The organism is Pseudalkalibacillus berkeleyi (genome assembly GCF_021608225.1).
Lineage (GTDB): Bacteria > Bacillota > Bacilli > Bacillales > Fictibacillaceae > Pseudalkalibacillus > Pseudalkalibacillus berkeleyi.
Genome location: NZ_JAKIJS010000001.1, coordinates 662,442 through 686,967, shown reverse-complemented (window position 1 = coordinate 686,967; position 24,526 = coordinate 662,442). Strand labels below are relative to the sequence as shown.

The following is a 24,526-nucleotide window of genomic DNA, read 5'->3' as shown; positions in this document are numbered from 1 at the left end:
TTTGCGGGATAATAAACGCAAAGGAGGTTCTGCACTATGAGTAAGAAGAATCGTTCTAAACGCGCAACTCAGCAAGGCGCTGAACGCGTAAGAGGAAATGATGAAAAGGAAATTCAGACAACTATGTCCACACATGATCGTGAAGCACAAAAAGCTCGATCCCAGGACTTAACTTTAGGCGGGGAATAAAATAAAAAAGAGGTCGGCTAAATGCCGACCTCTTTTATGATTAATTATACTGCTTTAGCATAAATAGATTTTATTTGATCGTAGACCAACTCTGAAAAGAAAAGATAAGCTCTTTCATTAAAGTGTAATCCATCCTCAATAAGCATTTTCTCATAAAGTCGATTTTTCGAAAAATAAGTCCACAAATCAATAAAATAACAACCCCGTTTAGACGCAATCCTTCTAGCTGATTCTGCATAACGCGCAAGGTCTTCATTACTTCTCTTATCCTGGCTGTCTTCAATAATAGGTGGCGGGCTAATCAATATCGTTTTCTTCGGGTTAATCCGATCAATCATAACTTCGAGGTTCCGTTCATATTCTTGCAAGTTGATTCGTCGATGTTCACTCGCATCATTTGAACCAAATAAAATCGTGACGAGTTCTGGTGAATGTCTAAGTACATCATCCTGCAGACGTGCTAACGCTGCTCTTGTCGTTTCCCCAGACACACCGGAATTAACTATCGTCCAATCCGTCAGTTGCTTTCTTAATCGTGGGGTCAAACGCTCATATCCTTCCAAACTTTCTTCCTTTGCAGTCAAACTATCCCCAAAACATACCAATGTCGGCACATTAACACCCTCCTCGTTATCTTTATATACCCACATCTAACTCTATAAAGTTATATTGTTTAAATAAAGTTTGCACTTTATTTTCATACTTAATATTCACTGCTTTTGAAAAAATCGGTCCCCCAGTAACGAAAGTATGAAATTCACCATTTTCTCCACATGGATCGATCATATTCTTATACCGATATACAAAATCCTTTGAGTAATGGTTTCCCAATTCAGATGGCTGAATAACTTTTTGATCAACGCCACAAATAATCGCAGTGTAACCTTGTTCAATGAGAATTCGTGAAAGGTCTAATGTTGGCTTATTCCACAGAGGAAAATGAGCTGTCAAACCGACTCGATTTGCCAATCTCTTTTTGTAATGATATAAATCTTCAAGGAAGATATCTCCGTGAACAGTTGTTTGAACACCTTTTTGTTTAAGTGTTTCTAACTCATTTAGGATGATTTGTTCATATGAATGGTTATCTGGTTGATCTGGTAATGGCACTTTAATTAATGGAATCCCAAGAGAATGAGCTTGTTCTTCAATTAGGTCTATATGAATGCCATGGAATGGCACGCGTTCTGTAGTTTGATTATATGTAGTTAACAAGTAGTCAACTTGATATGACTTAGACTGTTTCAATTCATGTAATGCGAGTACACAGTCTTTACCACCACTCCAAAAAAGTACAGCTTGTTTCGTCATTTCAGTCACCTTCTTGACGAATAGTATAGTAAAGCATTCGAAAATAATGGACGGTTTTCGTACATATAGCGTTTTTATATATTTCAACAAAATACCATCCTCTTTTATAGACGGATGAAGTGGCCAAAAAGTTTCCTGAATTTACAAATCAGTTGATTGTTCATGTAAATTTTCTTTGAATAGAAGGAATCTTACAGGTTACATTGAATTAGAAAAGTGGGTCATAGGAGGGTTACACGATGGACGTATACGAATTGGAAAGAGACGCATCATTTGAAATTAGAAAGCAAATTGCTCAACTTTTAACAAAACAAAGAATATCGAATGAAAATTCCGGCACATTCGATCAAATTATGACCGGTATTCACCTGGCACTCGAACAGGAAGATACTGCTTATATTGTCGTTGCTGAGCTTGATGAGGAAATCGTCGGGATCGCATTTTTCAATATAGGTGTAAGTCTAGCGCGTGGTGGACAATACATGTGGTTGAATGAGTTGTATGTTCAAGAGGATCTACGTAATAAAGGTATCGCTAGAAAACTACTCCTCCATGTTGTTCACTGGGCTGAAAGAACAGGGATCAAGTCTATTGAGCTTGAGACAGGCATAAATAATGTCGTCACAAAACACATTTATAACTCCCTCGGCTTTTATGAAGTAGTCTCGAAGCGGTACGGCTTTTCGTTTTAACTGACGAATCAATGTTAAGTTTGTTACAATTAGTATTAAGAATGAAAGGAGATTGGTTATCATGGCAGTAGAATTTACAATCGATCAAACACCTAATCCAAATGCTTTAAAATTTTCCGCTAGTCAACCTTTATTCGAAGGTAGACTTTCCTATCGACAAGGAGATTCACCAGACGATGCTGTTGCATCCGCACTCCTTAATATTGAAGGCGTTGATTCTATTTTCGGATTCCAAGATTTCATCACCGTCAACAAAACGGTTGAAGCTGACTGGAATACGATTGTTCCAAAGGTACAAGAAGTATTCGAAAATGCTTACTAAGCGATAGACAAAATTAATTGAAACAACAATGGATGGCGTACTCAAAGTTTAATTGGGTACGCCACTTTTCGATAGGATGGTTATTCTATGCTGCCTCCGCGTTCGTCCTATCACAAACAGAAATAATTCTATTTTGTACAAATAAAAAAGGACTGTGCTCATTTTCATGAGACAGCCCTTATTAAATGACTATTCCTGACGGAAGAAGCCGAAGATCCCTGTTGTGTTTACGATGTTTGTGAAAGCATGTGGATCTACACTTTTAATCGTATTTTCCAAGTCATACAATTCATAACGAGTTACGACGATAATGAGCAAGTCTTTATCTTCGTCTGTGAATCCGCCCTTAGCTGGAATTTTCGTTATTCCCCTCACCATACGATCATGGATCGCTTGCTGAACTTCTTTTCCTTTTTTCGTAATAATCATTGCTGTAAGCTTTTCATGTCGGGTATGAATGACGTCTATCACACGAGAAGTTACATATAAGGTAACTAATGTATACAATGACTTTTCCCAACCATAAAGTAATCCGGCAGTTAGAATAATGAAGGCATTCAATGAAAAGAAATAAATACCGATTGGACGGTCTTTCATTCTAGAAAGGACCATCGCAACAATATCCATTCCACCTGTTGACGCACCCCACTTAAGCGTGAAGCCAATTCCAATTGCTGCAATTACACCACCGAAAACCGCATTAAGTAAAATATCCTCTGAAATCACCTTAATTGGAATAACTTCTAAGAAGAATGTTGTTGCCGCTACGCTAAAAAAGCTATATATCGTAAAAGCCTTACCAACCTTCACCCAACCTAAGATGGCAACAGGTATGTTCAGTACGAATAATAAAATACCGGTTGAAGCTGGTATTGGCGTCTCTTTTAAAACACTAGCGAGTAACTGAGCGATTCCGGTAAACCCACTTGCGTAAACATTCGCAGGTATTAGAAAGTAATTCAATGAAACTGCACCTAGGACAGCACCTAGCAAAATGATCGTAATCTTCTTCAATTCTGACACAAGCGTCATATAGATCCCTTCTTTCGTTTCCAAATAGAACGTACTATTTTTATCAATATCTGCCCTATTTGTCAATCCATTTGAAACAATTCATTGCTTTTTGTTTTTTACAAGGCTACACTAAAATAAAAGTAGGAAATTGTAATTATTTTGTGAGGTGAAACTATGTCTATTCAACTAATCGTAGATACAGGCTGCGACTTACCAAAACACATTATTGATGAATACAACATTGAAGTATTACCATTAGTCGTCCATGTGAATGATAATGAGTTTTATGATAAAGAGACGATTCAACCCTCAACACTATACACTGAAATGAAAAACGGTGCAGTTCCAAAAACTTCTCAAGTCCCACCAGACCGGATGAAACAACTATTCCAGAAGCTCGCGGAAAATAATCAACCCGCCATTTATATCACGCTTTCTTCAGAGTTGTCAGGTACATATCAAACGGCGTGTCTTATGAAAGAACAAGTCATTGAAGAAGGATTCAATCCAGAATTACAAATTGTTGATTCCAAAAGCGCATCGCTTGGATATGGCTTGATCGCTTACTACCTAGCGACAAAAATGGCTGAGAGTGAGCTAGATCTACAACGTGCAACTTCCATCACACACTCCCTCATCAACAAAATCGAGCACATTTTTACAGTTGATGATTTAGAGTATCTAGTACGTGGCGGCCGAGTTTCAAAGGCAGCAGGATTTGTTGGTGGATTATTAAAAATTAAACCTGTACTACATATGGAAGAAGGTAAGTTGTTCCCTATCGAAAAAGTGAGAGGGAGAAAGAAAGTGCTGAGTCGCTTAATTGAATTAATCAATGAACGTGGTCAGAATTTCGACCAACAAACGATTGCTATCTCTCATGCTGATGATTTAACGAGAGCAAATGAACTGAAAGAAATGATTGAAAGCGAATTTAAAGTCAAGAATGTCATGGTCAATACGATTGGTTGTGCGATCGGGGCTCATTCTGGTCCAGGGACACTAGCCGTATACTTCTTGAACGGATCACCGGATTCCGAATAAATCTTTTCCTTAACGTTTAAATTAATCGTTAAGGAGGGATTGAGATGTCTAATACAAAAGATAATGATAAGAAGAAGCGAGACAACCAAGCGAACCAAGAACGAAAGAATAAGATGCAAGACGAAAGCATTAAGAACGGCTCTAGACAATATTCTAAGAAAACAGACCATCTATAAGTCATATTTGAGGAATTGAACCTACCATCTATAAAGGTTCAATTCCTTTTTTATACGATAGAAATGGATTTTATATTTTCAGCTAAGGCTCATCCTTCGCCTAGTTTTCTTTTATCTTGTTCATTGCGATCCCTTTTATCCTCAATTTCTTAAGCGCACATTTTTTCCATGAACGAACCGTTTCGTACGACACCTGCTCTCTTCTTGCGAGTTCTTTCTGGCTCCCACTTTGTAAGATCACATATTCAACGCATAACCGTTCTCTTTTCGATAGGTTTTGAAGCAATTCATCTACTATGATGGAATCTAAATAAGTAACATCATAATGAAGATGGTCATCCATTATCTTTTCTGTTGCTTCAACCGTTTCAAACCCGGGCTTTCTCAAAAATTGCAGAAAACGTCCTGTCACATAAGTCTTTGCATAGGCAGGAAACGCTCCTTTTCTTGAATCAAATCGTTCATATGCTTCCCATAGAGCAATACGACCTACTTGAAACAACTCATCATATCCATCTACATAATTGTATCTTTTTATCAATTTCTTGATTAATGGCTCATACTGTACCAAAAGTGTTTCATAACCTTCTTTCACTTAGCACCTTTTTCAGAAAGCATACTTTCAATTTTCCGCGGTAAATTGATTGTATGATTGTTTAGTATGCATTTCAGAAAACGTATTCGAAGTTTTAGTCGTCTTCACATGTAGTAAATGATCAGTTATGACCATCAAAAGGTTCATTCCCTTCTCAGTAGTGGGTCCATCACTTAATTTCAGGCAAAAAAAAATAAGCCTGGAGTGTAAGTCCTAACTTTTTCGTAAGAAGGAACTCCACTCCGAGCTCATTTGTTAAATTAACAAGGACAATAATATGATCTCTTGGAAAAGGAATTTTGAAGCAGTCTATACGCTGGTTCTGGATCATCTTGTGATTCAACTGCAGTGATCACTTTTGAACTTTCATCTGTCTGATTCAGAAGAATTTCCAGCCATTCTTCTTTCTCCAAAATATCTCCATCATACAAACCTTGTTTCTCTTCTTTAAGTTTTTTGTAATCGTTTGTGTAAATCCATTTTACGCCGTTTTTTGGATTTAGATTGGAGTACGGCTCTCCGTTTACATATGAATAAAGAAGATGAGGTAGGTTCACGCCACAATGAATCGGAAGGCCAATCCATTTCCAAGGTCGCGTATTAATATCAAGAAGTTTATACTCCCCATCTTTCTCATCATACAGAAATTCACATTCAGCAATTCCCTCATAAGAGAAATCCTTTAGCACTGCTACGGCTCTATCGGTCAACTCCGGTGCTTGAATGGATTCGACTAAACAAGTCGTGCCTGAACGAGGCGGATAAATTTCAAGCCTTCTTCCGGCAAGTGCCCCTCTAAGATTTTGTTCCCCATCCATATAAACTGCGATTGTTACGTACCCATCCCTTTGCACATCTACAAATTCTTGAGCAATTAAATCCAATCCAGCTTCTTTTGCTTTCTTAGTCATTTCAACATACTCTTTTTGATCAGAAGCGATAAATAAGCCTTCTTGAAATGCGTCATAGAATGCCCGTTTATTAATCGGTTTTAATACCATAGGAAATGACAGTTGATTAGGTAATTCGTGAATATTTGAATCTGTCAATTTGCTATATCCAGGAACTGGGACACCAAGTTCATTTGCTCTTTCATACAGTTGGGATTTATCTAGAATTTGTTCGATTGTCTCATAACTAGAGAAAGGCCATATATAATATTCGGACAACTGGTCAGCATATTTTGCAAAAGATAGAGCCCATTCATCCATAGAAGGGATCAATACGCATTTTTGGCTGAAAGCTGGTCCAATATCCATCAAATATTGAATAAATGCCTTTTCGGCTACAACTGGATTTGGACAAACGCCTCTATGTTTCACATATTTAGATGAAAAGGCAAGTCCCCTATCCTCACGGTCAAGTGCAATAACTGGAACACCTTTTCTACCTAGACCTCTCGCCACTGCTAATCCAGTAATATGGGCATTGCAAATCAACACAGGCCTTTGTTCACTTATTTGCGTATCTTCTAGTAGTTCTTTCTTTAAATCATTGGCATTGTAATGAATCATCGCTGTCATGTAACTCTCCTTCCAAGTCTGCTTTAGGAAATGTCATAACGAAGGACGTTTTCTCTTCTGTAGAGATAACTTGAATACTACCTTTATGCTTTTCTACAATTTGCTTACATACAGATAATCCTAAGCCTGTACCTAATTGTTTTGTAGAAATGAACGGCTCAAAAATGTCTTCTAAAAGATGTTCAGGAATCATCGAGCCGTTATTCGTAATAGTCAATTGAATGTTTCCATCCAGTTCACACAAATTGACTTTAACCGTCCGCTCTCCTTTTATTTCTGAAAGTTCTTCTACAGCATTGTTGAGAATATTAAGCAATACTTGTTTGATTTGACCTTCTACTCCAAACATGTAAGAGTGGTCAGCTAAATGATGATGGACATTAATATTCTCATCTAAGAATCGTGGGTATAAGAATTCCATCATGCCTTGGACTACACTTTCCAATGCGAATACTTCAGACTGATCATCCAAGCCTTTCATTTTTGAAAGATACAGAAATTGAGTGATTTTATCTTCAAGACTGTCTAATTCTTGTTTAATAATTCTGAAATAGGTTTCCGTTTCGGTAGTTGCATCCTTCTCAATCATTTGAATGAATCCTTTAATAGATGTTAAAGGATTCCTAAATTCGTGAGCAAAGCTTGCTGCTACTTGACCTAATATAGAAAGACGATCACTATGCATTTCTTGGATAAACTGATTTTTATTCTGAATAATTGAATCCTTCACTCTCGTGTATTCTGTAATCGCATGATACATATAAAGGTCAAAGAAATCATTAATGACCATTAAATATTTCATTTGATAAGAATCAGGTATGTTAACACGGTTAAATACACGATAAATGATAGAACGACCAAGATTAATGTTCGAAATAAACTCACCGATGCCTACTTTGGCTTCAACTCTTTCTATTGCAATTTTCCTAGTCAACTGCTCAATCAATAGCGTTTCCGGATCTTTGATATAGGCTACTAACAATCGAATTGTATGACCGCCATTAGCAGTAACCTCACTCAGGAATGGATCATCCTCGGAAATATTTGCAACCTTCAACCATTCAGACAAAATTGTGTCATGATAAGTATGAAATAATTCAACAAGATGTTGCACTTCCTCATGGGTTAATTCCATTTTCATTTTCATCACTTAATCTCCCTCAAAGCCACTATTATTGCCATTATAACAGACTTCAAAAGGGTTATGGTGTGATGACTGAACTGCTATTTCAATCTGATGAGTATACCTGTTTACCTTTTACCCAGACTTCATTCACCTTTATATTGTGTAACTCACGTTCATGCATTTTTTTGGGATGCTGGTCAATTAGTAGAAAGTCTGCCTGATAACCTTTCTCTAAACGTCCTTTATGTTTTTCTTGAAATTCCAGTAGTCTCGGTGTGTAAGTAAAGGCGTAAAATGCTTGATCGATCGTCAATTTTTCCGAAGGGACCCAGCCTCCTTCAGGGTTATGATTTAAATCCGTCCTATTAACCGCACCAAATACTGAAACAAATGGATTTAAGTCACCAATTGGGGCATCAGAGCTTAAAGTATAAGGAATCTGATTTGATTCCAATGAACCAAATGCATCACAGTACGGTGCAAGATTTTCGCCTACCCATTTCGCCTTTTCATCATATTCATCCATCAGAAAGGATGGTTGTACCTCGATGTATGGTTTAAGATCTCGCATTCGATCCAATAAATCTGGTCCAAGGGTCTGGGCATGGATAATCCTGTGCCTTAATTTATTGACATTCACTTCAGGTTGTTCCAGTGCAATGATCGCTTGTTCAGTTGCCCGATCACCTAAAGCATGCATCGCTACTTGCATGTTATTTTGCGAGGCTACACGGACAATTTCATTCAATTCCTCTTGAGAGTAAATCACATCTCCAGCGGTTTCCGGTTTGTCATGATAAGGAATACGCATAGCAGCTGTATGGAGTCGTTGTGTTCCATCTAAAAAGATTTTGATTGCACCGACCTTAACTTTTTCAGAACCTTCACCAGATCTAATATCAAATGCATTCAAAAATTCGTTCAAATCCTCTTTTTGAAAAATATAGTAATGCAGAAAAACGTCTACAGGGAGCTTACCTTCCCATTCTAACTCTTGATAACTCTCCATCAATATTTTGTAATCTTTTATAAAGTTGAGATCGTCTGTATGGACGGATGTAACCCCATTTTCCAATAAAAACGGTACCGCAGCTTGAATGGCTTCTTTTGCTTCGTCTTTCGGTCTACTACGAAAATGGCGCTTAATATAATGAACAGCCGTATCCTTGAATCTACCGTTCCATTCTCCGTCGTCATTCTTCTCAATAAAGTCTTCAGGCACCTTCTTTAAGAAAGTATCCTCATTCTTCAATTTATTTAAGACCGTTTGGTTGACCACACATTCATGTCCATCTCTGTGCATGAAGAACATCGGCTTATGAAGGTGTATTTCCTCTAAATCCTTAGCGGTAAGTGGATGATCCAAATCAGAATATTGATCATCTTCCAATCCCCTACCGATAATCCAGTCATGTTCTTCCATGTATGGGTAATACTCATTCACTTCTCTTTTCAGTTCTGCCCATGATGTTACACCTCTTAAATCGAGCTCAGTCTTCATCAATCCGTACCGAAGTAAATGTAAATGAGAATCAGTTATACTTGGCATGATTGTGCGCTTATCCCCATCATAGACGTCCACACCTTGTTCTGGTGATCTGCCTTTTTTGATTTCAGAGATCTTCCCTTCTTCTATATGGATGTGATGCACCTGGTCAGGGTCATCATTTTTATTTGGTCGATAAAGTCGAATGTTATCAATAATCAATTGTAGTCCTCCTTGAAGTCATCTCTTTGTATACCCTTCCCAATGGCGTAGTTCTTTCAAACCATATAGCCATTTTTGATGATTAGATTTGTCCAAAACGGTAATAGTATAAGGAATATCTATATAGTATTTGTAATTGTTAACGCTACTCAAGAAAGGAGATTTTATCATTATGTTTCCACAACACTTCTCACCTCACCAGGACAAACCTTCAGGCCAACCACCTCAACATCAGAATCATCAACCAGGAACAGAATCGGAAATGGTCCCTACTCCTCAATCGGAGGATACATATTATCAGGGTAGTGGAAAGTTGAACGGAAAGAAGGCAATCATAACAGGCGGCGATAGCGGAATCGGCAAAGCTGTTGCAATTTTGTATGCAAAAGAAGGTGCAGATGTAGCCATCATCTACCTAAATGAACATGAAGACGCAAACGAAACGAAACGCCAAGTTGAAGAAGAAGGACAAAGGTGTTTATTGATTCCAGGAGATATAGGTGATCAGAAATTTTGTGACAATGCCGTCCAACAAGTAATGACTGAATTCGGAGCCATCGATATCCTCATCAATAATGCAGCTGAACAACATCCTAAGAATGGTATCGAAGAAATCGATCAAGAGCAGTTAGAACACACTTTCAGAACAAATATCTTTTCTTGTTTCTATATGTCAAAAGCAGTACTACCTCATTTAAAGAGCGGTAGCACAATCATCAATACGACCTCTGTAACAGCATATAAAGGGAACGATCACTTAATTGATTACTCCAGTACAAAAGGTGCCATGGTTGCTTTTACCAGATCTTTATCAGAATCTCTCGTTTCGAAAGGAATTCGTGTAAATGGTGTAGCCCCTGGTCCAATTTGGACTCCGCTGATCCCATCAACTTTTGATGCCGAGCATGTAGGTGAATTCGGTAAGAACACCCCTATGGGACGACCGGGACAACCAGACGAAGTAGCTCCCAGTTATGTTTTCCTGGCGTCTGACGACTCAAGCTACATTTCAGGTCAGATGATACACGTTAATGGTGGAATAATTGTAAGTGGTTAATTCATGAAGAGCGATCCTAGCGGATGGCTCTTCTTTTCATGAACTAGTAAAAACTGGGGATAATGGAATGGTCCTTTATAGCAGACATTATGTATAAAAGGATGAAGGGATGCCTCGGTATGCACACAATGTGGAAAGGCTCAATTAGTTTTGGATTAGTCACGATTCCAATCAAATTATTTGCAGCTACTGAAAACAAAGACATCAAAATGAGACAGCTTCATAAAGAAGACCACAGTCCTATCAAATATGAAAAAACATGCACAGCCTGTGAGAAATCTCTAGAGCAAAGTGAAATTATTAAAGCCTATGAGTATGAACCGAATAAATTCGTCGAACTAGAGAAAGAGGATCTAGATGCTCTTTCAAAAGAGCAAACGAAATCAATTGAAATCTTAGATTTTGTCCATTTATCTGAAGTTGACCCCATCTACTTCGATCGCTCTTATTTTATCGGACCTGGCGAAAATGGTTCAAAGCCCTATAGCCTTTTGAAGAATGCGATGGAGGAGTCCGGAAAAATCGGGATAGCGAAAGTGATGATACGCTCCAAACAACATTTATCCGTTGTCCGTGTTTATGACAAAGGACTTTTGCTTGAAACCATTCATTTTCCTGATGAAGTAAGGAATATCGATCTCGTTCCTGAAATACCTGAGGAGGTCGAGTTAAACGAGAAAGAATTAAAAATGGCCATTCAATTGATCGAACAATTGACGACAGAATTCGATCCAGGAAAATATCAAGACGATTATCGCGAAGCTTTGATGGAAGCCATACAAAGTAAGGTTAAAGGTGAACAAATTAAAGTTGCAAAGCAACAACCAAAAGCAGATGTTGTTGACTTAATGGATGCATTACAAGCAAGTATTGATGACACAAAACCGAAGAAGAAGAAAACAACCCGCACAAGAAAGAAAAAAGCGAGCAGTGAATAATGCGGCTTAAACCGATGCTTCCTACCTTAACATCCGAGGTCCCGGAAGGGGATGATTTGTACTATGAAATCAAATATGATGGCTTCAGGTGTCTTCTTTATATTGATGAAGAGGAAATTGACCTTTATAGCAGAAATCTAATTTCTTTAAGAACAGGTTTTCCGGAGATTGTAAAAGAAGCTACTCGAATACAGAATGAATACAATGAGGATTTACCTATTTTATTAGATGGTGAACTATGTGTACTTGAATCTGATATTCGTGCTTCATTTTCACAAATACAAAAACGTGGCCGACTGAAAAATATAGAGAAGATACAACAACATACCCTCTTGTCCCCTGTTACCTACTTGGTTTTTGACCTGTTGGTGATAGGAGGAAAACCACTAAAGAGTGAAACGTATATCAACCGGAAACAACAGCTACAATCCTGGATGAATAAGATGTCTTACCCAACAGTTAATCATGACTTTCAAACCTCAATTCAGTGGATACCACCTCAGTCAGATGGTGAATCACTTTTTAATCAAGTGAAGAGTAAGAAAGGTGAAGGCATCGTCGCGAAAAGGAAGAACAGTCTTTGGATTTCAGGAAAACGAACGCCTAATTGGTTGAAAGTCAAACGATTATTCCGAGGCTTTTTCATTGTGACTGGGTTTGATGAAGGGAATGGATATGTTCATATCGCTGTCATAAAAGATAAAAAGCTAGAACAAATCGGTTTGTTTTCCCATGGTCTTGAAGGGAAAGATCGGGAAGCGCTCATACAGATCGTGCAGAACAACCAAAAAGGACGAAAAGGAACATTGATTAAAGTCAGCCCCGGGATCTGTGTCGAGTTGGAGTTTCTAGAATTGTATAACATGCAATTAAGACATCCGAGATTCGTACAATTCAGGTTGGATATCCACTGGGAGGACTGCACATGGGAAGCACTTCAAACGCAAATGGACAGTTGAATATTAATGGTCACACCATTCAGGTGACGAGTTTAGATAAGCTACTATATCCTGAAAAGGACATTAACAAGCAAGCTTACCTTCATTATTTGATTGAAGTCCATAAGCGTATGCTACCTTTTTTGAACAATCGATACTTGACCGTAAAGCGTTATCCTCATGGGATGTATGATGATTACTTTTATCAAAAAAATTGTCCCGATTATGCACCAGATTTCATACAAACCAAGGTACATGAGAAGATTAATTACATCGTTTGTAACGATTTAGAGACCCTCATATGGCTGGGGAATCAATTATCCTTGGAGTTTCATATACCTTTCAATAAGATGGGTTCATCCTCACCTTCAGAAATTGTATTCGACTTGGATCCTCCATCTAGGGATCATTTCGCTCTTGCCGTCCAAGCAGGTTTGGAAATAAAGAAAATACTAGACCGTTTTGACCTCACTGGTTTTATCAAAACTTCTGGCAACAAAGGGTTGCAAATTTATATTCCAATTCCTGAAGATCAGTTCGTTTATGAAGAAACAAGAGTTTTCACGAAATTTATTGCGGATTATTTAGTGACTCAATTTCCAGATAATTTTACAATCGAACGGTTGAAAGAGAATAGAGGTTCGAAGTGTTATATTGATTTCTTACAGCATGCAGAAGGAAAAACGATTATTGCCCCTTACTCATTGAGAGGGAATGATGATGCACTTGTTGCTACCCCACTTTATTGGGACGAAGTGGACGAACGATTGAAACCAGAGATGTTCTCCATTTCCGATGTTCTCAAACGCATCAAAACAAAAGGATGTCCATTCTCTGAAATGGACTCGATTCGCAGCACACAACCCTTAAGGAGAATTTTGGATGGGCTATTGAATCAGTGACTATATCTTAATAGTGATGTGCCCAATCCCTCGAGACACACAAGAAAGCATCTTCACCTTTCTCTCTTCATCTGTCAAAAACGTATCATTGTGGAGAATTTCTCCGTTACATACTGCCACTTCACACGTACCGCAGATGCCCATTTGACAAGCATATGGAACTAGGATCCCTTTTTCATTTATGGCTTGGAGCAAGCTTTGGTTTGAACCAACTTGGATGGTTTTTTTACCAATGGTTACTGAAAACGGTTTTCGATTTATGGTTGTGTTCGCCGGACGGAATCTTTCTGAGTGGACACACTCATCTGGATAACCAATCTCATTACAATATGATATGAACTGATCCATGAATCCAGCCGGTCCACAAATGTAAAAGTGTGTGCCAACCGTTTGATTACTCAACACTTCTCTTAGTATTTGGACTTTTTGTTCTCGTTCCATAAAATAAAAAGTCGTTTGTTCCGGGTATTGGTTTTTAATTTCTTTATAAAATGCACAATCCTCTTTACTTGCTCCTGCATAATGGAGTTCAAACGACTGATCAATTTGAATCAAATAGGCCATCATGGAAAGAAATGGGGTAATTCCGATTCCAGCCGCAAAGAATACATGATGCTTACCTTCGGATCGAACTGGAAAATAATTATCAGGACCGGACACTTCGAGTGTATCCCCTTCTTCAATGTGTTCATGTAAAAACGTTGATGCACTGTTTTCACTCCCAATGTTCTTCACCGCAATCGTATATTCATTCTCTTGTTGGTAAGGATCATTGGTAAGGGAATACTGTCGCGTACCCATCGGAAGTTTCACCGTAATATGTGCACCAGCCCCGAAGCTTGGTAGGTTGATTTCCTCAGAAGTCAGTGTGAATTTCTTAACTGTTGGTGTGACATATTCTGTTTTCAATACTCTCAATTGATAAAATTGTTTCATGGGTTTGTTCATCCTTTTTGAAAGCTTGGGTATGCAAGAAAGGCATGATGATAAGCTGAATAATGGTCAGAAGGTAGAATTTTTTGACTACAGTTTCTACATTTGAAAGCTATTTTCTGGTCCACCCTTTGTATAAAATGACACTGTGAACAAAATACACGGGGATTCTTCTCTTTTGAAGACATGTAAATGATGTCATCATGAAGGAAACCTAAACTTAATGCTGATCTTTGGATTACTTGTGCTTCTTCAGCCTCAGTACAAATCAATACCTGAGTACCAACTGACAATCCAGTCAGTATTTCTTCGTAATTTGTCTCACTTTTAACTATAATCAATTCACACATTCGTCCGTCCTGTTCAAATGATTTAAGCTTAGTATTCGCTTGTTCCATATGCCTTTCATCTGTAAAAAGAACGATTTTTCTTTTCATCGGATCATCTTCTTATGAGCCATTTTATTTTCAAGATACTTCATCAAGTCTTTTCTATAGAAGGAAATCCCTTTGTAATCTGTAATTTCTTCGGGAAGCGTTTTGATATTACTGTAAAAGAGCTTTAGCCAATGATCATTCTTAACTAAATCTTTTAAGGATAAAAGATAAGTGTGGATGGTAAAAAGTATGTCATTGTTAATCGGAAGTCGGTACAACCGCTGAACTTCGACTCGGAGATGAACCATTTCAACTGCATTCTCTTCTGTAACTTCTTGACGGAGCTTCCCCCATTCAGCATACGTTTCGAGAGGGGTATCGAGCTTTTCTGATATGGTAATGGACCAATTCTTTCGTTCCCAAGCGGTGTTGGGACGAATTCTTGAAATGAACCGTTCAACTTTTTGAATAAAACCATTGTCCGTGATATTAGGAACTGGCATATGAATCGACTTAAATTCCATACCAAGCACAAACGTCAAGGACCAATTTGAAGGAAAACAAAGCTGACCAGCCTCTAAAAATAAGCCATCGCTGCGATCCCCCATCAAAATGAGATCCTCCTGGATATGACGACCTACCAAATCAAGCGGCTCAAGGTTTACTGAACTGTTGTCTCTGAAAATAAACCGTTCTTCTTCCTGTAACAAATGATTTTGAAATCGATATTCTTTTCCTCGTTTTTCTAAACTAAAGTGGTTAGGATACGCTTCCGCCAGATGATTCAGCACAAGTCGCATCGCTTCCCATTGCGACTCAATTGAAATAGGGAGTGAACGGTAACATCTATCATGGTTTTGATGCAGTAATTTTCGCTTCAATAATACTTCATGTTTATATTCATCTGTAACCGTCACAGTCCAAGCAGGTTCGAGTAGCGAAGAATTATTTGAATAGGCATATTGATTTGTCGTAAATGGGAATGGAAATGTATGAGATGACATAGGTAAACTCCTCTCTACATACGTTAAACTACAAGTTCAATATATAGTGTCAGAACTCCTTCAAGAAATGAATGATAGAGGTTTTGTGTTGGAAAGAGGGGAATCTTTGGCAACTACTCATTAAAGTTTTTATTCGCATACATATACACATCATCTAAGGAAATTGAATGCTTTCTACCTACAGTTTGGATGTTCATTTTTTTGAGGAGATTGTAGACTGTTGAATCTGAATCAATATGAAGAAATAATCTCATCTGCCTGTTTGAAAAAGTGTTATTGATTAATAGAGCATAATCTGCGATAGCTTCGAAATAGGCTTGGTTAGATGAAGCTCTGCATGTTGGACACACCCAATTTTTTCGGTATTTATGTCTTGGTATAGGTAGTTCAAGGCATTTTGGACAAGAAACACCGCTCGTAATTTGTGATGGAGTAAATTTATAGGTATCTAATACATCAGATAATAGCGGTTCATTTTTTCTCTTTATTTTCCTGGCTATTTTTTTGACATCTTTATTGGAAATGATTTCTTTTGGATTAGCCTTAATAAAATGCTCAAACTTACTCATAAGAGCGTGTTTATGTATAATCCAATTTGAAATGTTGTGATTAGCTAACGAAGTGTTCAATATGGTTTTGGGGTCACTGACCGTGATGAGGTATTTTATAGGGGCTATAGGAAGTTTATGATGTTTTAACCATTTACGAAGTTGCATTTTTTGTATTTTCACTTGTGAAGTTGGATCTTGTAGGCCGGTTTGGGTGCCATCTGGCATTTTTCGAATAAGTTGATCAAATACTGGATCAAAATAAAGTTCTCCATATATGTTTTTCACTTCAATGATGGTGTAAAAGTGAGGAGAAAGAACAAGAAAGTCAATTTGGAAGTAAGTATTTTCATTGGATAATCTGGGACCATGTAAAATGAGGAATTGTTCTTTAGGTAGATAATTAAGCTGGTAAAATACGCTTTCTTCGCCTCTAAAACCTCCCATAACCCTTTTAAGTCTTCTAATAATGATAGAATGCTTAGGGTGCGATCGATCTTTTGCAGGGCTTCGCCTCAACAAAGCCATCAACTGCAGTGCAATAAACGGTTTATTTATTTGCATTAAATCACTCCCATATAAGGTTTCTGTATTGAAATTCTGCTCGCTAAGATGTAAATCCTTCCTCAAATTTTCAAATGAATCTTCATTCTGCAATTATAGATACATTTCAGGAATTATAGACAGATTCCAGAAATTATAGACAGATTCCAGAAATTATAGACAGATTCCAGAAATTATAGACAGATTCACAGATTTATCCGCCTTTTGATTAAATGATAGACATCAACATCCCCTGCATAAATTAAAGAGGCTGGCATGCCACACCAACCTCTCTCAAATTAATCTACAATATTCACGTTATAATCTTCGAGCCAAGTGTTGATTTGTGCGAGGTGAGCGATGAGCTGAGGGCCAGTCATCAGTTGGCCGAACCATGGTGTCTTGAATGCTTCTCCATCTGTTTGAATGATTTCTTCCACCTTAGATCGGTCAACTAACTCAAGGAGTGGCGCTGAACCATCAGCTATAATCGATGAAAGCCACCCTTTCACCAAGCGTGTATACTCTGGATGATGTGTCTTCGGATATGGACTCTTTTTTCGATATAAAATCTCGTCTGGCAAGATGCCTTCCAGTGCTTTCCGCAGGATCCCCTTTTCCCTGCCTTCAAGCATTTTCATATCCCAAGGGATGTTCCATGCATATTCCACAATCCGATGATCAGCAAACGGAACACGGACTTCAAGACTTGCTCCCATGCTCATCCTGTCTTTCCGATCTAACAGCGTTGCCATGAACCAATGCATATTTAGATAAGACATTTCACGCCGACGAGCTTCATCACGGCTTTCCCCATCGAGCTTAGGTGTCTCATCAACTGTAGCTTGATACCGACTCTGCACATATTCTTTCAATTGCAACTTTGCTCCTAATTCAGGTCTCAGAATCGATTGCCTTTCATTTACTGAGTGCATCCAAGGAAAGGCTTCACGCTCTAATAGCTCTGGTCGATAAAACCATGGATACCCACCGAAGATTTCATCCGCACACTCACCAGACAAGCCAACTGTAAACTGCTGCTTAATTTCCTCACAGAACCAAAGTAAAGAAGAGTCTACATCTGCCATACCTGGTAGGTCCCTCATGTGAACAGCAGCCTTTAAATAGTGCAACAATTTTTCATTCTCGATGACGGAATTGTGATGAACCGTTTTTAAATATTCACGCATGATTTTGATCCAAGGACCATCTGAGTTGGGTTGAAATGTACTCTTCTTAAAGTATTTATCATTATCCTCATAGTCAATTGAGTACGTATGCAAGGCTCCGCGATCTTCTTGTTTGAAGTATCTAGAAGCGAACGCACTAATTGCACTGGAGTCAACTCCACCTGACAAAAATGTGCACACAGGTACATCGGCTACAAGCTGACGTTCGACTGCATCCTTTAATAGCCATCGCACATTTTCAACCGTATCATCTAACGAGTCTTTATGCTCCTTACTTTCGACATCCCAATACCGCCATACTTTCTCGCCATTTTGATCGAACTTCATCGCATGTGCAGCTCGCAATTCCTTTATCCCGCGATAAACCCCGTGACCAGGCGTTCTGGATGGACCTAGACCGAACACTTCTTGTAATCCTTCTCGGTCAACTTCCGCTTTTACACCAGGATGTGAAAGTATCGATTTCAACTCCGATCCAAATAGCAACCTGCCTTTATCTAGCTTAAAAAAAAGTGGTTTAACACCGAGGCGATCTCGTGCCATGAAAAGTTGCCCTTTACGCTCATCCCAAATGGCAAATGCAAAAATCCCATTTAAATGCTCAACACAAGCTTCTCCCCATTCTACATAACTTGTGAGTAAGACTTCCGTATCGCTATGGGACTCGAATGTGTGACCTTTTGTCAGCAAAACTTTTCGGATGTCGTCCGTGTTATACAATTCTCCGTTATAAATCATTGTGTACGTCGAGCCTTTATATGTTTTATGCATCGGTTGACCCCCACCTTTGGGGTCAACAACAATGAGTCTCGCGTGTCCGAACGCAACACGAGGTGCAACCCAATGATTCGTTGCATCGGGTCCCCTTTTCCCTAGTGTTGATGCCATCTTCTTGATCGTTGCAGTTTCACGGGATAAATCTCTGTGAAAATCAATCCAGCCAGTTATTCCACACATGGTTCCCTCACCCTCCATCTCTATACACAATTTATGCTTTGAAGATGGAAATGTGCCCATAAAAAATGGTTTAAATGTTATCTCGGTTATCGCCTTTTAACATTAATCATACGTTCTGCAGCTTCAATTAATCGTTCTTTTTCGCAAAGGAGGCCAACCCGTACAAAACCTTCTCCACTTTCACCGAAACCATTCCCTGGGGCAACGATGACATGCGCTTCTTCCATTAGAAAATCCGAGTATGATTCAGATGTAAAGCCATCTGGAACAGGAATCCAAGCAAAAAATGACCCTTTCGGTGAAACGACTTCAAAGCCATTCTCTTGTAATTTGGGTATAAACGCATTTCGACGTTCTTCATACAAGGCGCGTAAATCTTGAACGCAATCCTGTGGACCATTCAAAGCCTTAGCAGCAGCTTCTTGTAAGCCTCCGAACATCCCGCAATAGTAGTGATCCTGAAGAAGGTTGATCGCTTCGATCACCTTTTCGTTCCCTAGTGCGAACCCAATACGCCAGCCCGCCATATTAAACGTCTTCGAAAGTGTATACATTTCGATTCCAACTTTCTTCGCACCTTTTGCTTGGAGAAAGCTAATCGGTTTGTGACCATCATAACCAATGGATCCGTACGCAAAATCATGTACAACACATATGTCGTTCTTTTCAGCAAGGTCTATCGTTTCCTCGAAAAAAGCTTCTGTCGCAATCGCCGCAGTTGGGTTGTTCGGATAGTTCAAGAACATCAGCTTCGCTTGGTCTAAAGTCTTTTCAGGAATGGAAGCATAATCCGGTAGGAAATCATTCTCCTTTTTTAAAGGCATATTGTGTTGTATTGCATCTGCATAGGCAATGCCTGATTCATAATCTGGATAACCAGGATCTGGGACCAATGCAATATCCCCTTGATTCAAAAAACATTGACTAATCTCAACAAGTCCAGCTTTTGCACCAAATAGGACTGACACTTCTTTTTCTGGATCCAGATCTACGTCATATTCCCGTTTGTAAAAATCAGCAATTGCTTTCTTCAGGAATGCATGTCCACGAAATGGTGGGTACTTATGGTGAACAGGATTGGCTGCAGAATTTTGTAGTGTTTTTACAATATGATCTGGTGTCGGTTGATCGGGGTTCCCTTGCCCTAGATTAATCATGTCATATCCCGCCTCATAATAAGGCTGTATTTTTTGGACAAGATTTGCAAAAAATTGCTCAGGAAGACGCTTAAGCGCATCTGATTGTTGAAAACGATTCAAATACATCCACCTCCAAGTAAACTGTACGAAAATTCTAATCATTTATGTTAAGGTGTAATCAGTGAAAAGTAAAGCAATATATACAAACTAATATTGGACATTGCGAGGGGGACAAATTAATGAAAGTAGCAGTCATTCAAATGGATATTGTATACGGTAATCCACAAGCCAACTTTGAGCATATTACGAGTAAAATACGTGAGGCTTGTTCAGATCAAACCGATGTAATCGTTCTACCAGAATTATGGACCACGGGATATGACCTAGAAATGCTTGATCAAATCGGTGATCCTAACGGGGAAAAAACCATCGAATTCATTTCTTCTCTCGCTATTTCTTATCACGTCAACATTGTGGCAGGGTCTGTTGCTGTAAGAAAAGAAAAAGATGTGTTTAATACAATGCTCGTGTTTGACCGAGAAGGAAATGTGCATAAGGAATATAGTAAGGTTCACTTATTCCGACTTATGAATGAGGAGAAATATTTGAAAGCTGGGAACGATGATGGGCATTTCACGATTGATGATATACCAGCTGCGGGCTTTATTTGTTACGACATCCGATTTCCTGAATGGATCCGAAAACATGCCCTAGAAGGTGCGAAAGTATTATTCGTGCCAGCTGAGTGGCCGAAACCTAGGACAGAACATTGGCGTAATCTTCTCATTACACGTGCCATTGAAAATCAATGTTATGTTGTCGCTTGTAATAGAGTTGGAAGTGACCCTGATAACGTTTTTGGAGGTCACTCTATGATCATTAACCCTTGGGGAGAAATTCTTTCAGAAGCAGATGAGGACGAAACTACAATATATGCAAACATACAAATCGAAGAATTAAACGAGTTCCGCAAACGAATTCCGATCTATGAGGATCGTAGGACAGACTTGTATGAATAAAAGAGTAAATTAAGTGATTTAGGAGCTAGACAATTTTAAAAGGGAAACAAAAGGCTAAGCGCATTCATCATTATTGATGTATAACTGCTTAGCCTTTTAATATCATTGATTAATTCATTTGAAAGTTCTTATATAAGCCTTTTATTTCTACTGCTTTTACTGGTTTACTAATGTAATAGCCTTGAATTTGATTACAACCAAACTGTTGTAGCGTTTTAAGTTGCTGCTCTGTTTCAACACCTTCGGCAAGAACTGTTACATTTAGCCCTTCACACATTGTGATGATTGCACGTACGATAGCAGCATCTGGATTTGAATCTTCTAGATTTCTAATAAATGATTGGTCGATTTTTAATATGTCGATTGGAAAGTCTCTTAAGTAACTTAAAGAGGAATATCCTGTACCAAAATCATCTACTGAGATCTTCACACCTAATCCCTTAAGTTGGTTAATAATTTTTATCGTGTGCTCGACATCCTCAAGCATAATACTCTCAGTCAATTCGATATGAAGGAAGGATGACTCCAAGCCTGATGTTTCTAAACATGCTTTCACTTCATCAATAAAATCCGGTCGTTGGAACTGGATACCCGATACATTGACACATACGGATAGATCGTTCATACCTGACTCATGCCATTGACGCGTTTGCGTGCATGCTTCTAATAATACCCAATAACCAATCTCATTAATGACCCCTGTGTCTTCTGCAATGGGAATAAAAATGTTTGGAGGAATCATTCCACGTTTAGTATGTTTCCAGCGTAATAAAGCTTCAAAAGCAAACACACGACCCGATTCAATATCTATTTGCGGTTGATAATAGACTTCTAGTTCGTTCAAACTAAGCGCCTTCCGCAAATGATTTTCTAGCTCTAATCTTTCTGAAATCATAGCATTCATATCGCCTGTGAAGAATTGTATACTATTACGACCACTTCGTTTAGCCTTATGTAAGGCTAAATTCGCATTTTTGAGTAATTTTTCTTCGTCTAACGCATCACTTGGATAGAGACTGACCCCAATACTACCTGATAAAACATATTCCTTCCCTTTTAGGAAAACGGGTTTCTTAATTGCAGTAAGCAATTGATCAGCCAATGCTGACAATTCATTAACACTCTCTACTGTTGGCACCAAGATAAGAAATTCATCTGCTGCAAAACGAGCAATAAAATCACGATCTGAAATGCAACCACTTAAATTGGTCGCAACGTGCTTTAAAATTCGATCTCCAGCATGATGACCTAGGCTATCATTAATCATTTTAAATTCATCTAAATCTATGACCATGACCGCAACACTTTCATTATTCTCATGTGCTATCTCTATCTTTTCGTTTAATCGCTCATGAAAAGATAACCTGTTCGGTAACCCTGTTAAACTATCATGATAGGCAAGTTCTGAAATCTTTTGTTCAGCTAAAAACTGCTCTGTTCTATTTTTGGCAACACCATACACGCCTACTACTTCATCATTTACCCTAATTGGCATGTTCGCAATTTCGAACAGCACATTTTCTCCATTCTTATGACGAATTACTAACGTAAAGTGCTGTGGCTTGTCTCTCATTGCTAAGTGAAAGTAATGATAGACGCGCTCAACATCTTCTTCTCTTAAGAAATCCGTAGCCTTGTTTCCGATGACCTCTTTACACGTATATCCTAATATTTTCTCTAGTGAAGCATTAATACTTGTAATTTTACCATGTGAATCTACGGAGTATACGATATCCGGATTATGCTCAAATAACGATGTATAGCGCTGTTCAGACTCTCTTAAACTATTGTAAAGTTCCTCTAAATCTTCAGTTGAAGCTTTTATTAATTGAGACAAAGCAAGAATTTCCTTTATCTCTGAGTTTGTGTTTGCTGCACGATTAAAATCTGTCTCGTCGATGTAAACTTCAGACTCAGCCAACGAAAGGAAGGTGAGCGCATAGGAAAGCATTTCATTCTTCCCATCTTCATGATAATACTCACCTGCTGTAAAAGCACCGGTAGTGGGTACAAGGTTCTTAATCGTATTCATTTCATGTTCAACGCCTTTTTTGAAAAAACGGATCCGTGACATACAAGAATACATAAATAATCCTTCTACCGGAACACCTCTTAATTTGTCTGAAATGAAATTGAACGTATTAAGAAAGATGCTTGCATCACCACAACCAATATAAACGGTCGTCCCAACTTCAATTGGCTCAGCCACAGTGATTGAACCGTCTTGATGAAAGTCCTTTATTAGGATAGGTTTCGTAACAGCCCCTTGCTTCACCATTAATGGAAAAGATGAACCTGCTTGCTTAATATTTTCGAGCATTTCCCTGCCTAAATATTTTTGATAAATTTCTTTAACCGGCTTATGATCAAGGGTTTGAATCAAATCCTCATTAGCTCCTGTAACCATAAAGGATCTACCAGCTGTATTCCATTCTGTACATGCGTGTAACGATGCCTGAAGGTCCACTCCAGATAAACTGACTACAACCATTCCACAATCGATAATGCCGTCTGTCGCAATAAGATACTCCAGATTGTTCGTACCAAGCGGGACAGCATTCCCACCAGCTACTAGTAAATCAGGATAATGATTCGCAAAAGCATCTAACACAACTTGGTTATCTATTGTATGACTGCTACCGAATAGAACGATTGCTTTTGTGTCATCGTTAATTGTATTCTGTCCCATATTCAATGCTTCTTGGTACGTATCCATACCTGGATTAAATTGAACAAAAGTGCTCTTAACCTTCACCTTGTTAAAAACAGTAATTGAAACGACAGTTCCTGCAGTCTTAATTTCTTTACTAAATGATGCGTCTACGGTTGCACCAATTAATACAGCTTGAGGTAACGCATCAACCAAGATCTCATGAAGACGAGTAACTTTCACTTTTCCGTCCTTCGTAAAGATTTGTATAAATAGGTTTTCCTTATTGGAAAGTTCATTCCTCTCTATAAACTCAAGTATTTGCGCTTTGTTGCGATACATCGTCGTATAAGTCTTCATAAATCGCATCATTCCCTACGTCAATTCAAAAGAATAGTAAGTCATTCATTTACTCTATACTTATCTATCGTCAATTTGACCTTATTTCTTCAACGATAAGGCCTGTGTATAAATTCCTATTTTAACCCGTATGTAGTATGATTCGCAGCTTGTCACTAGTGCTAATGACCCGATATGTAAATATTTTCAAACGAATAATTGATTGTCTAATTTTTAACTAACGTCACAAATTGAAGAGGATGTTATACTAAGGTAGGGTAACGATTAATTA

Annotated in this window: 24 protein-coding genes; 10 read left to right on the top strand and 14 right to left on the bottom strand. The window is 38.4% G+C overall.

Features of this window, described 5'->3' with window-relative positions:
- Positions 1-36 precede the first annotated feature (36 nt).
- A complete protein-coding gene (locus L2716_RS03635) occupies positions 37-189 on the top strand; it encodes a hypothetical protein (RefSeq protein WP_236331877.1) in 153 nt (50 codons plus the stop codon).
- A 44-nt stretch (positions 190-233) separates the two neighbouring features.
- Here the strand turns inward: L2716_RS03635 and L2716_RS03630 are convergent, their stop codons facing one another.
- Positions 234-803, bottom strand: coding sequence for an SGNH/GDSL hydrolase family protein (locus L2716_RS03630; RefSeq protein WP_236331875.1), 570 nt, complete (start codon positions 801-803; stop codon positions 234-236).
- A gap of 22 nt (positions 804-825) precedes the next feature.
- Positions 826-1,587 (bottom strand): Dph6-related ATP pyrophosphatase, encoded by a 762-nt coding sequence (locus tag L2716_RS03625; protein ID WP_236331873.1) that lies wholly within the window; start codon positions 1,585-1,587, stop codon positions 826-828.
- A gap of 152 nt (positions 1,588-1,739) precedes the next feature.
- Between L2716_RS03625 and L2716_RS03620 the strand changes: the two genes are divergently transcribed.
- Both L2716_RS03620 and L2716_RS03615 read left to right on the top strand, forming a co-directional pair.
- Positions 1,740-2,192, top strand: a complete 453-nt coding sequence (locus L2716_RS03620) for a GNAT family N-acetyltransferase (protein WP_236331871.1) — start codon at positions 1,740-1,742, stop codon at positions 2,190-2,192.
- A gap of 61 nt (positions 2,193-2,253) precedes the next feature.
- Positions 2,254-2,514, top strand: coding sequence for a NifU N-terminal domain-containing protein (locus L2716_RS03615; RefSeq protein ID WP_236331868.1), 261 nt, complete (start codon positions 2,254-2,256; stop codon positions 2,512-2,514).
- 189 nt (positions 2,515-2,703) lie between these two features.
- On the opposite strand, the gene L2716_RS03610 is transcribed toward L2716_RS03615, so the two are convergent.
- Complete coding sequence (locus tag L2716_RS03610) at positions 2,704-3,546, bottom strand: YitT family protein (RefSeq protein WP_236337782.1); 843 nt, start codon at positions 3,544-3,546, stop codon at positions 2,704-2,706.
- Between the two features lie 156 nt (positions 3,547-3,702).
- On the opposite strand from L2716_RS03610, the gene L2716_RS03605 reads away from it, so the two are divergent.
- Entirely contained in the window at positions 3,703-4,572 is an 870-nt protein-coding gene (locus L2716_RS03605; RefSeq protein ID WP_236331866.1) for a DegV family protein, read from the top strand.
- A 44-nt stretch (positions 4,573-4,616) separates the two neighbouring features.
- Positions 4,617-4,748: a DUF3941 domain-containing protein gene (locus L2716_RS03600; protein ID WP_236331864.1), complete on the top strand. Its 132-nt coding sequence runs from the start codon at positions 4,617-4,619 to the stop codon at positions 4,746-4,748.
- 100 nt (positions 4,749-4,848) lie between these two features.
- Here the strand turns inward: L2716_RS03600 and L2716_RS03595 are convergent, their stop codons facing one another.
- The 4 genes from L2716_RS03595 to L2716_RS03580 all read right to left on the bottom strand — a co-directional run bounded on the left by L2716_RS03595 (position 4,849) and on the right by L2716_RS03580 (position 9,700).
- Positions 4,849-5,319, bottom strand: a complete 471-nt coding sequence (locus L2716_RS03595) for a sigma-70 family RNA polymerase sigma factor (RefSeq protein WP_236331862.1) — start codon at positions 5,317-5,319, stop codon at positions 4,849-4,851.
- A 284-nt stretch (positions 5,320-5,603) separates the two neighbouring features.
- Positions 5,604-6,866, bottom strand: a complete 1,263-nt coding sequence (locus L2716_RS03590; protein ID WP_236331860.1) for a carboxylate--amine ligase — start codon at positions 6,864-6,866, stop codon at positions 5,604-5,606.
- Positions 6,835-8,013 carry a histidine kinase N-terminal domain-containing protein gene (locus tag L2716_RS03585; RefSeq protein WP_236331858.1) on the bottom strand — a complete coding sequence of 393 codons (1,179 nt, stop codon included), beginning with the start codon at positions 8,011-8,013 and terminating at the stop codon, positions 6,835-6,837. Before L2716_RS03585 ends, L2716_RS03590 begins: the two co-directional genes overlap by 32 nt.
- Positions 8,014-8,095: 82 nt before the next feature.
- Positions 8,096-9,700, bottom strand: a complete 1,605-nt coding sequence (locus L2716_RS03580; protein ID WP_236331855.1) for an amidohydrolase — start codon at positions 9,698-9,700, stop codon at positions 8,096-8,098.
- A 172-nt stretch (positions 9,701-9,872) separates the two neighbouring features.
- Between L2716_RS03580 and L2716_RS03575 the strand changes: the two genes are divergently transcribed.
- The 4 genes from L2716_RS03575 (at position 9,873) to ligD (ending at position 13,535) form a co-directional block, all read left to right on the top strand.
- Positions 9,873-10,757: an SDR family oxidoreductase gene (locus tag L2716_RS03575; RefSeq protein WP_236331853.1), complete on the top strand. Its 885-nt coding sequence runs from the start codon at positions 9,873-9,875 to the stop codon at positions 10,755-10,757.
- 119 nt (positions 10,758-10,876) lie between these two features.
- Positions 10,877-11,695, top strand: a complete 819-nt coding sequence (gene ku, locus L2716_RS03570; RefSeq protein ID WP_236331851.1) for a non-homologous end joining protein Ku — start codon at positions 10,877-10,879, stop codon at positions 11,693-11,695.
- A 56-nt stretch (positions 11,696-11,751) separates the two neighbouring features.
- A complete protein-coding gene (locus L2716_RS03565) occupies positions 11,752-12,654 on the top strand; it encodes an ATP-dependent DNA ligase (RefSeq protein WP_236331850.1) in 903 nt (300 codons plus the stop codon).
- Positions 12,621-13,535, top strand: a complete 915-nt coding sequence (ligD, locus tag L2716_RS03560; RefSeq protein ID WP_236331848.1) for a non-homologous end-joining DNA ligase — start codon at positions 12,621-12,623, stop codon at positions 13,533-13,535. Before L2716_RS03565 ends, ligD begins: the two co-directional genes overlap by 34 nt.
- Here ligD and L2716_RS03555 read toward each other — a convergent pair whose 3' ends face one another.
- The 6 genes from L2716_RS03555 to L2716_RS03530 form a co-directional block, all read right to left on the bottom strand.
- Entirely contained in the window at positions 13,536-14,471 is a 936-nt protein-coding gene (locus tag L2716_RS03555) for a PDR/VanB family oxidoreductase (RefSeq protein WP_236331846.1), read from the bottom strand.
- An 8-nt stretch (positions 14,472-14,479) separates the two neighbouring features.
- Entirely contained in the window at positions 14,480-14,905 is a 426-nt protein-coding gene (locus tag L2716_RS03550) for a hypothetical protein (RefSeq protein WP_236331844.1), read from the bottom strand.
- Entirely contained in the window at positions 14,902-15,849 is a 948-nt protein-coding gene (locus L2716_RS03545) for a heme-dependent oxidative N-demethylase family protein (RefSeq protein WP_236331842.1), read from the bottom strand. Before L2716_RS03545 ends, L2716_RS03550 begins: the two co-directional genes overlap by 4 nt.
- Positions 15,850-15,962: 113 nt before the next feature.
- The gene (locus L2716_RS03540) at positions 15,963-17,054 is read right to left on the bottom strand and encodes a nuclease-related domain-containing protein (protein WP_236331840.1); all 1,092 of its coding nucleotides are present in this window, start codon (positions 17,052-17,054) and stop codon (positions 15,963-15,965) included.
- A 185-nt stretch (positions 17,055-17,239) separates the two neighbouring features.
- Positions 17,240-19,087 (bottom strand): asparagine synthase (glutamine-hydrolyzing), encoded by a 1,848-nt coding sequence (asnB, locus tag L2716_RS03535; protein ID WP_236331838.1) that lies wholly within the window; start codon positions 19,085-19,087, stop codon positions 17,240-17,242.
- An 86-nt stretch (positions 19,088-19,173) separates the two neighbouring features.
- The gene (locus L2716_RS03530) at positions 19,174-20,346 is read right to left on the bottom strand and encodes a pyridoxal phosphate-dependent aminotransferase (RefSeq protein ID WP_329610097.1); all 1,173 of its coding nucleotides are present in this window, start codon (positions 20,344-20,346) and stop codon (positions 19,174-19,176) included.
- Between the two features lie 119 nt (positions 20,347-20,465).
- On the opposite strand from L2716_RS03530, the gene L2716_RS03525 reads away from it, so the two are divergent.
- Positions 20,466-21,245 (top strand): carbon-nitrogen family hydrolase, encoded by a 780-nt coding sequence (locus L2716_RS03525; RefSeq protein ID WP_236331834.1) that lies wholly within the window; start codon positions 20,466-20,468, stop codon positions 21,243-21,245.
- A gap of 109 nt (positions 21,246-21,354) precedes the next feature.
- On the opposite strand, the gene L2716_RS03520 is transcribed toward L2716_RS03525, so the two are convergent.
- Positions 21,355-24,255 (bottom strand): EAL domain-containing protein, encoded by a 2,901-nt coding sequence (locus L2716_RS03520; RefSeq protein WP_236331833.1) that lies wholly within the window; start codon positions 24,253-24,255, stop codon positions 21,355-21,357.
- Positions 24,256-24,526 lie beyond the last annotated feature (271 nt).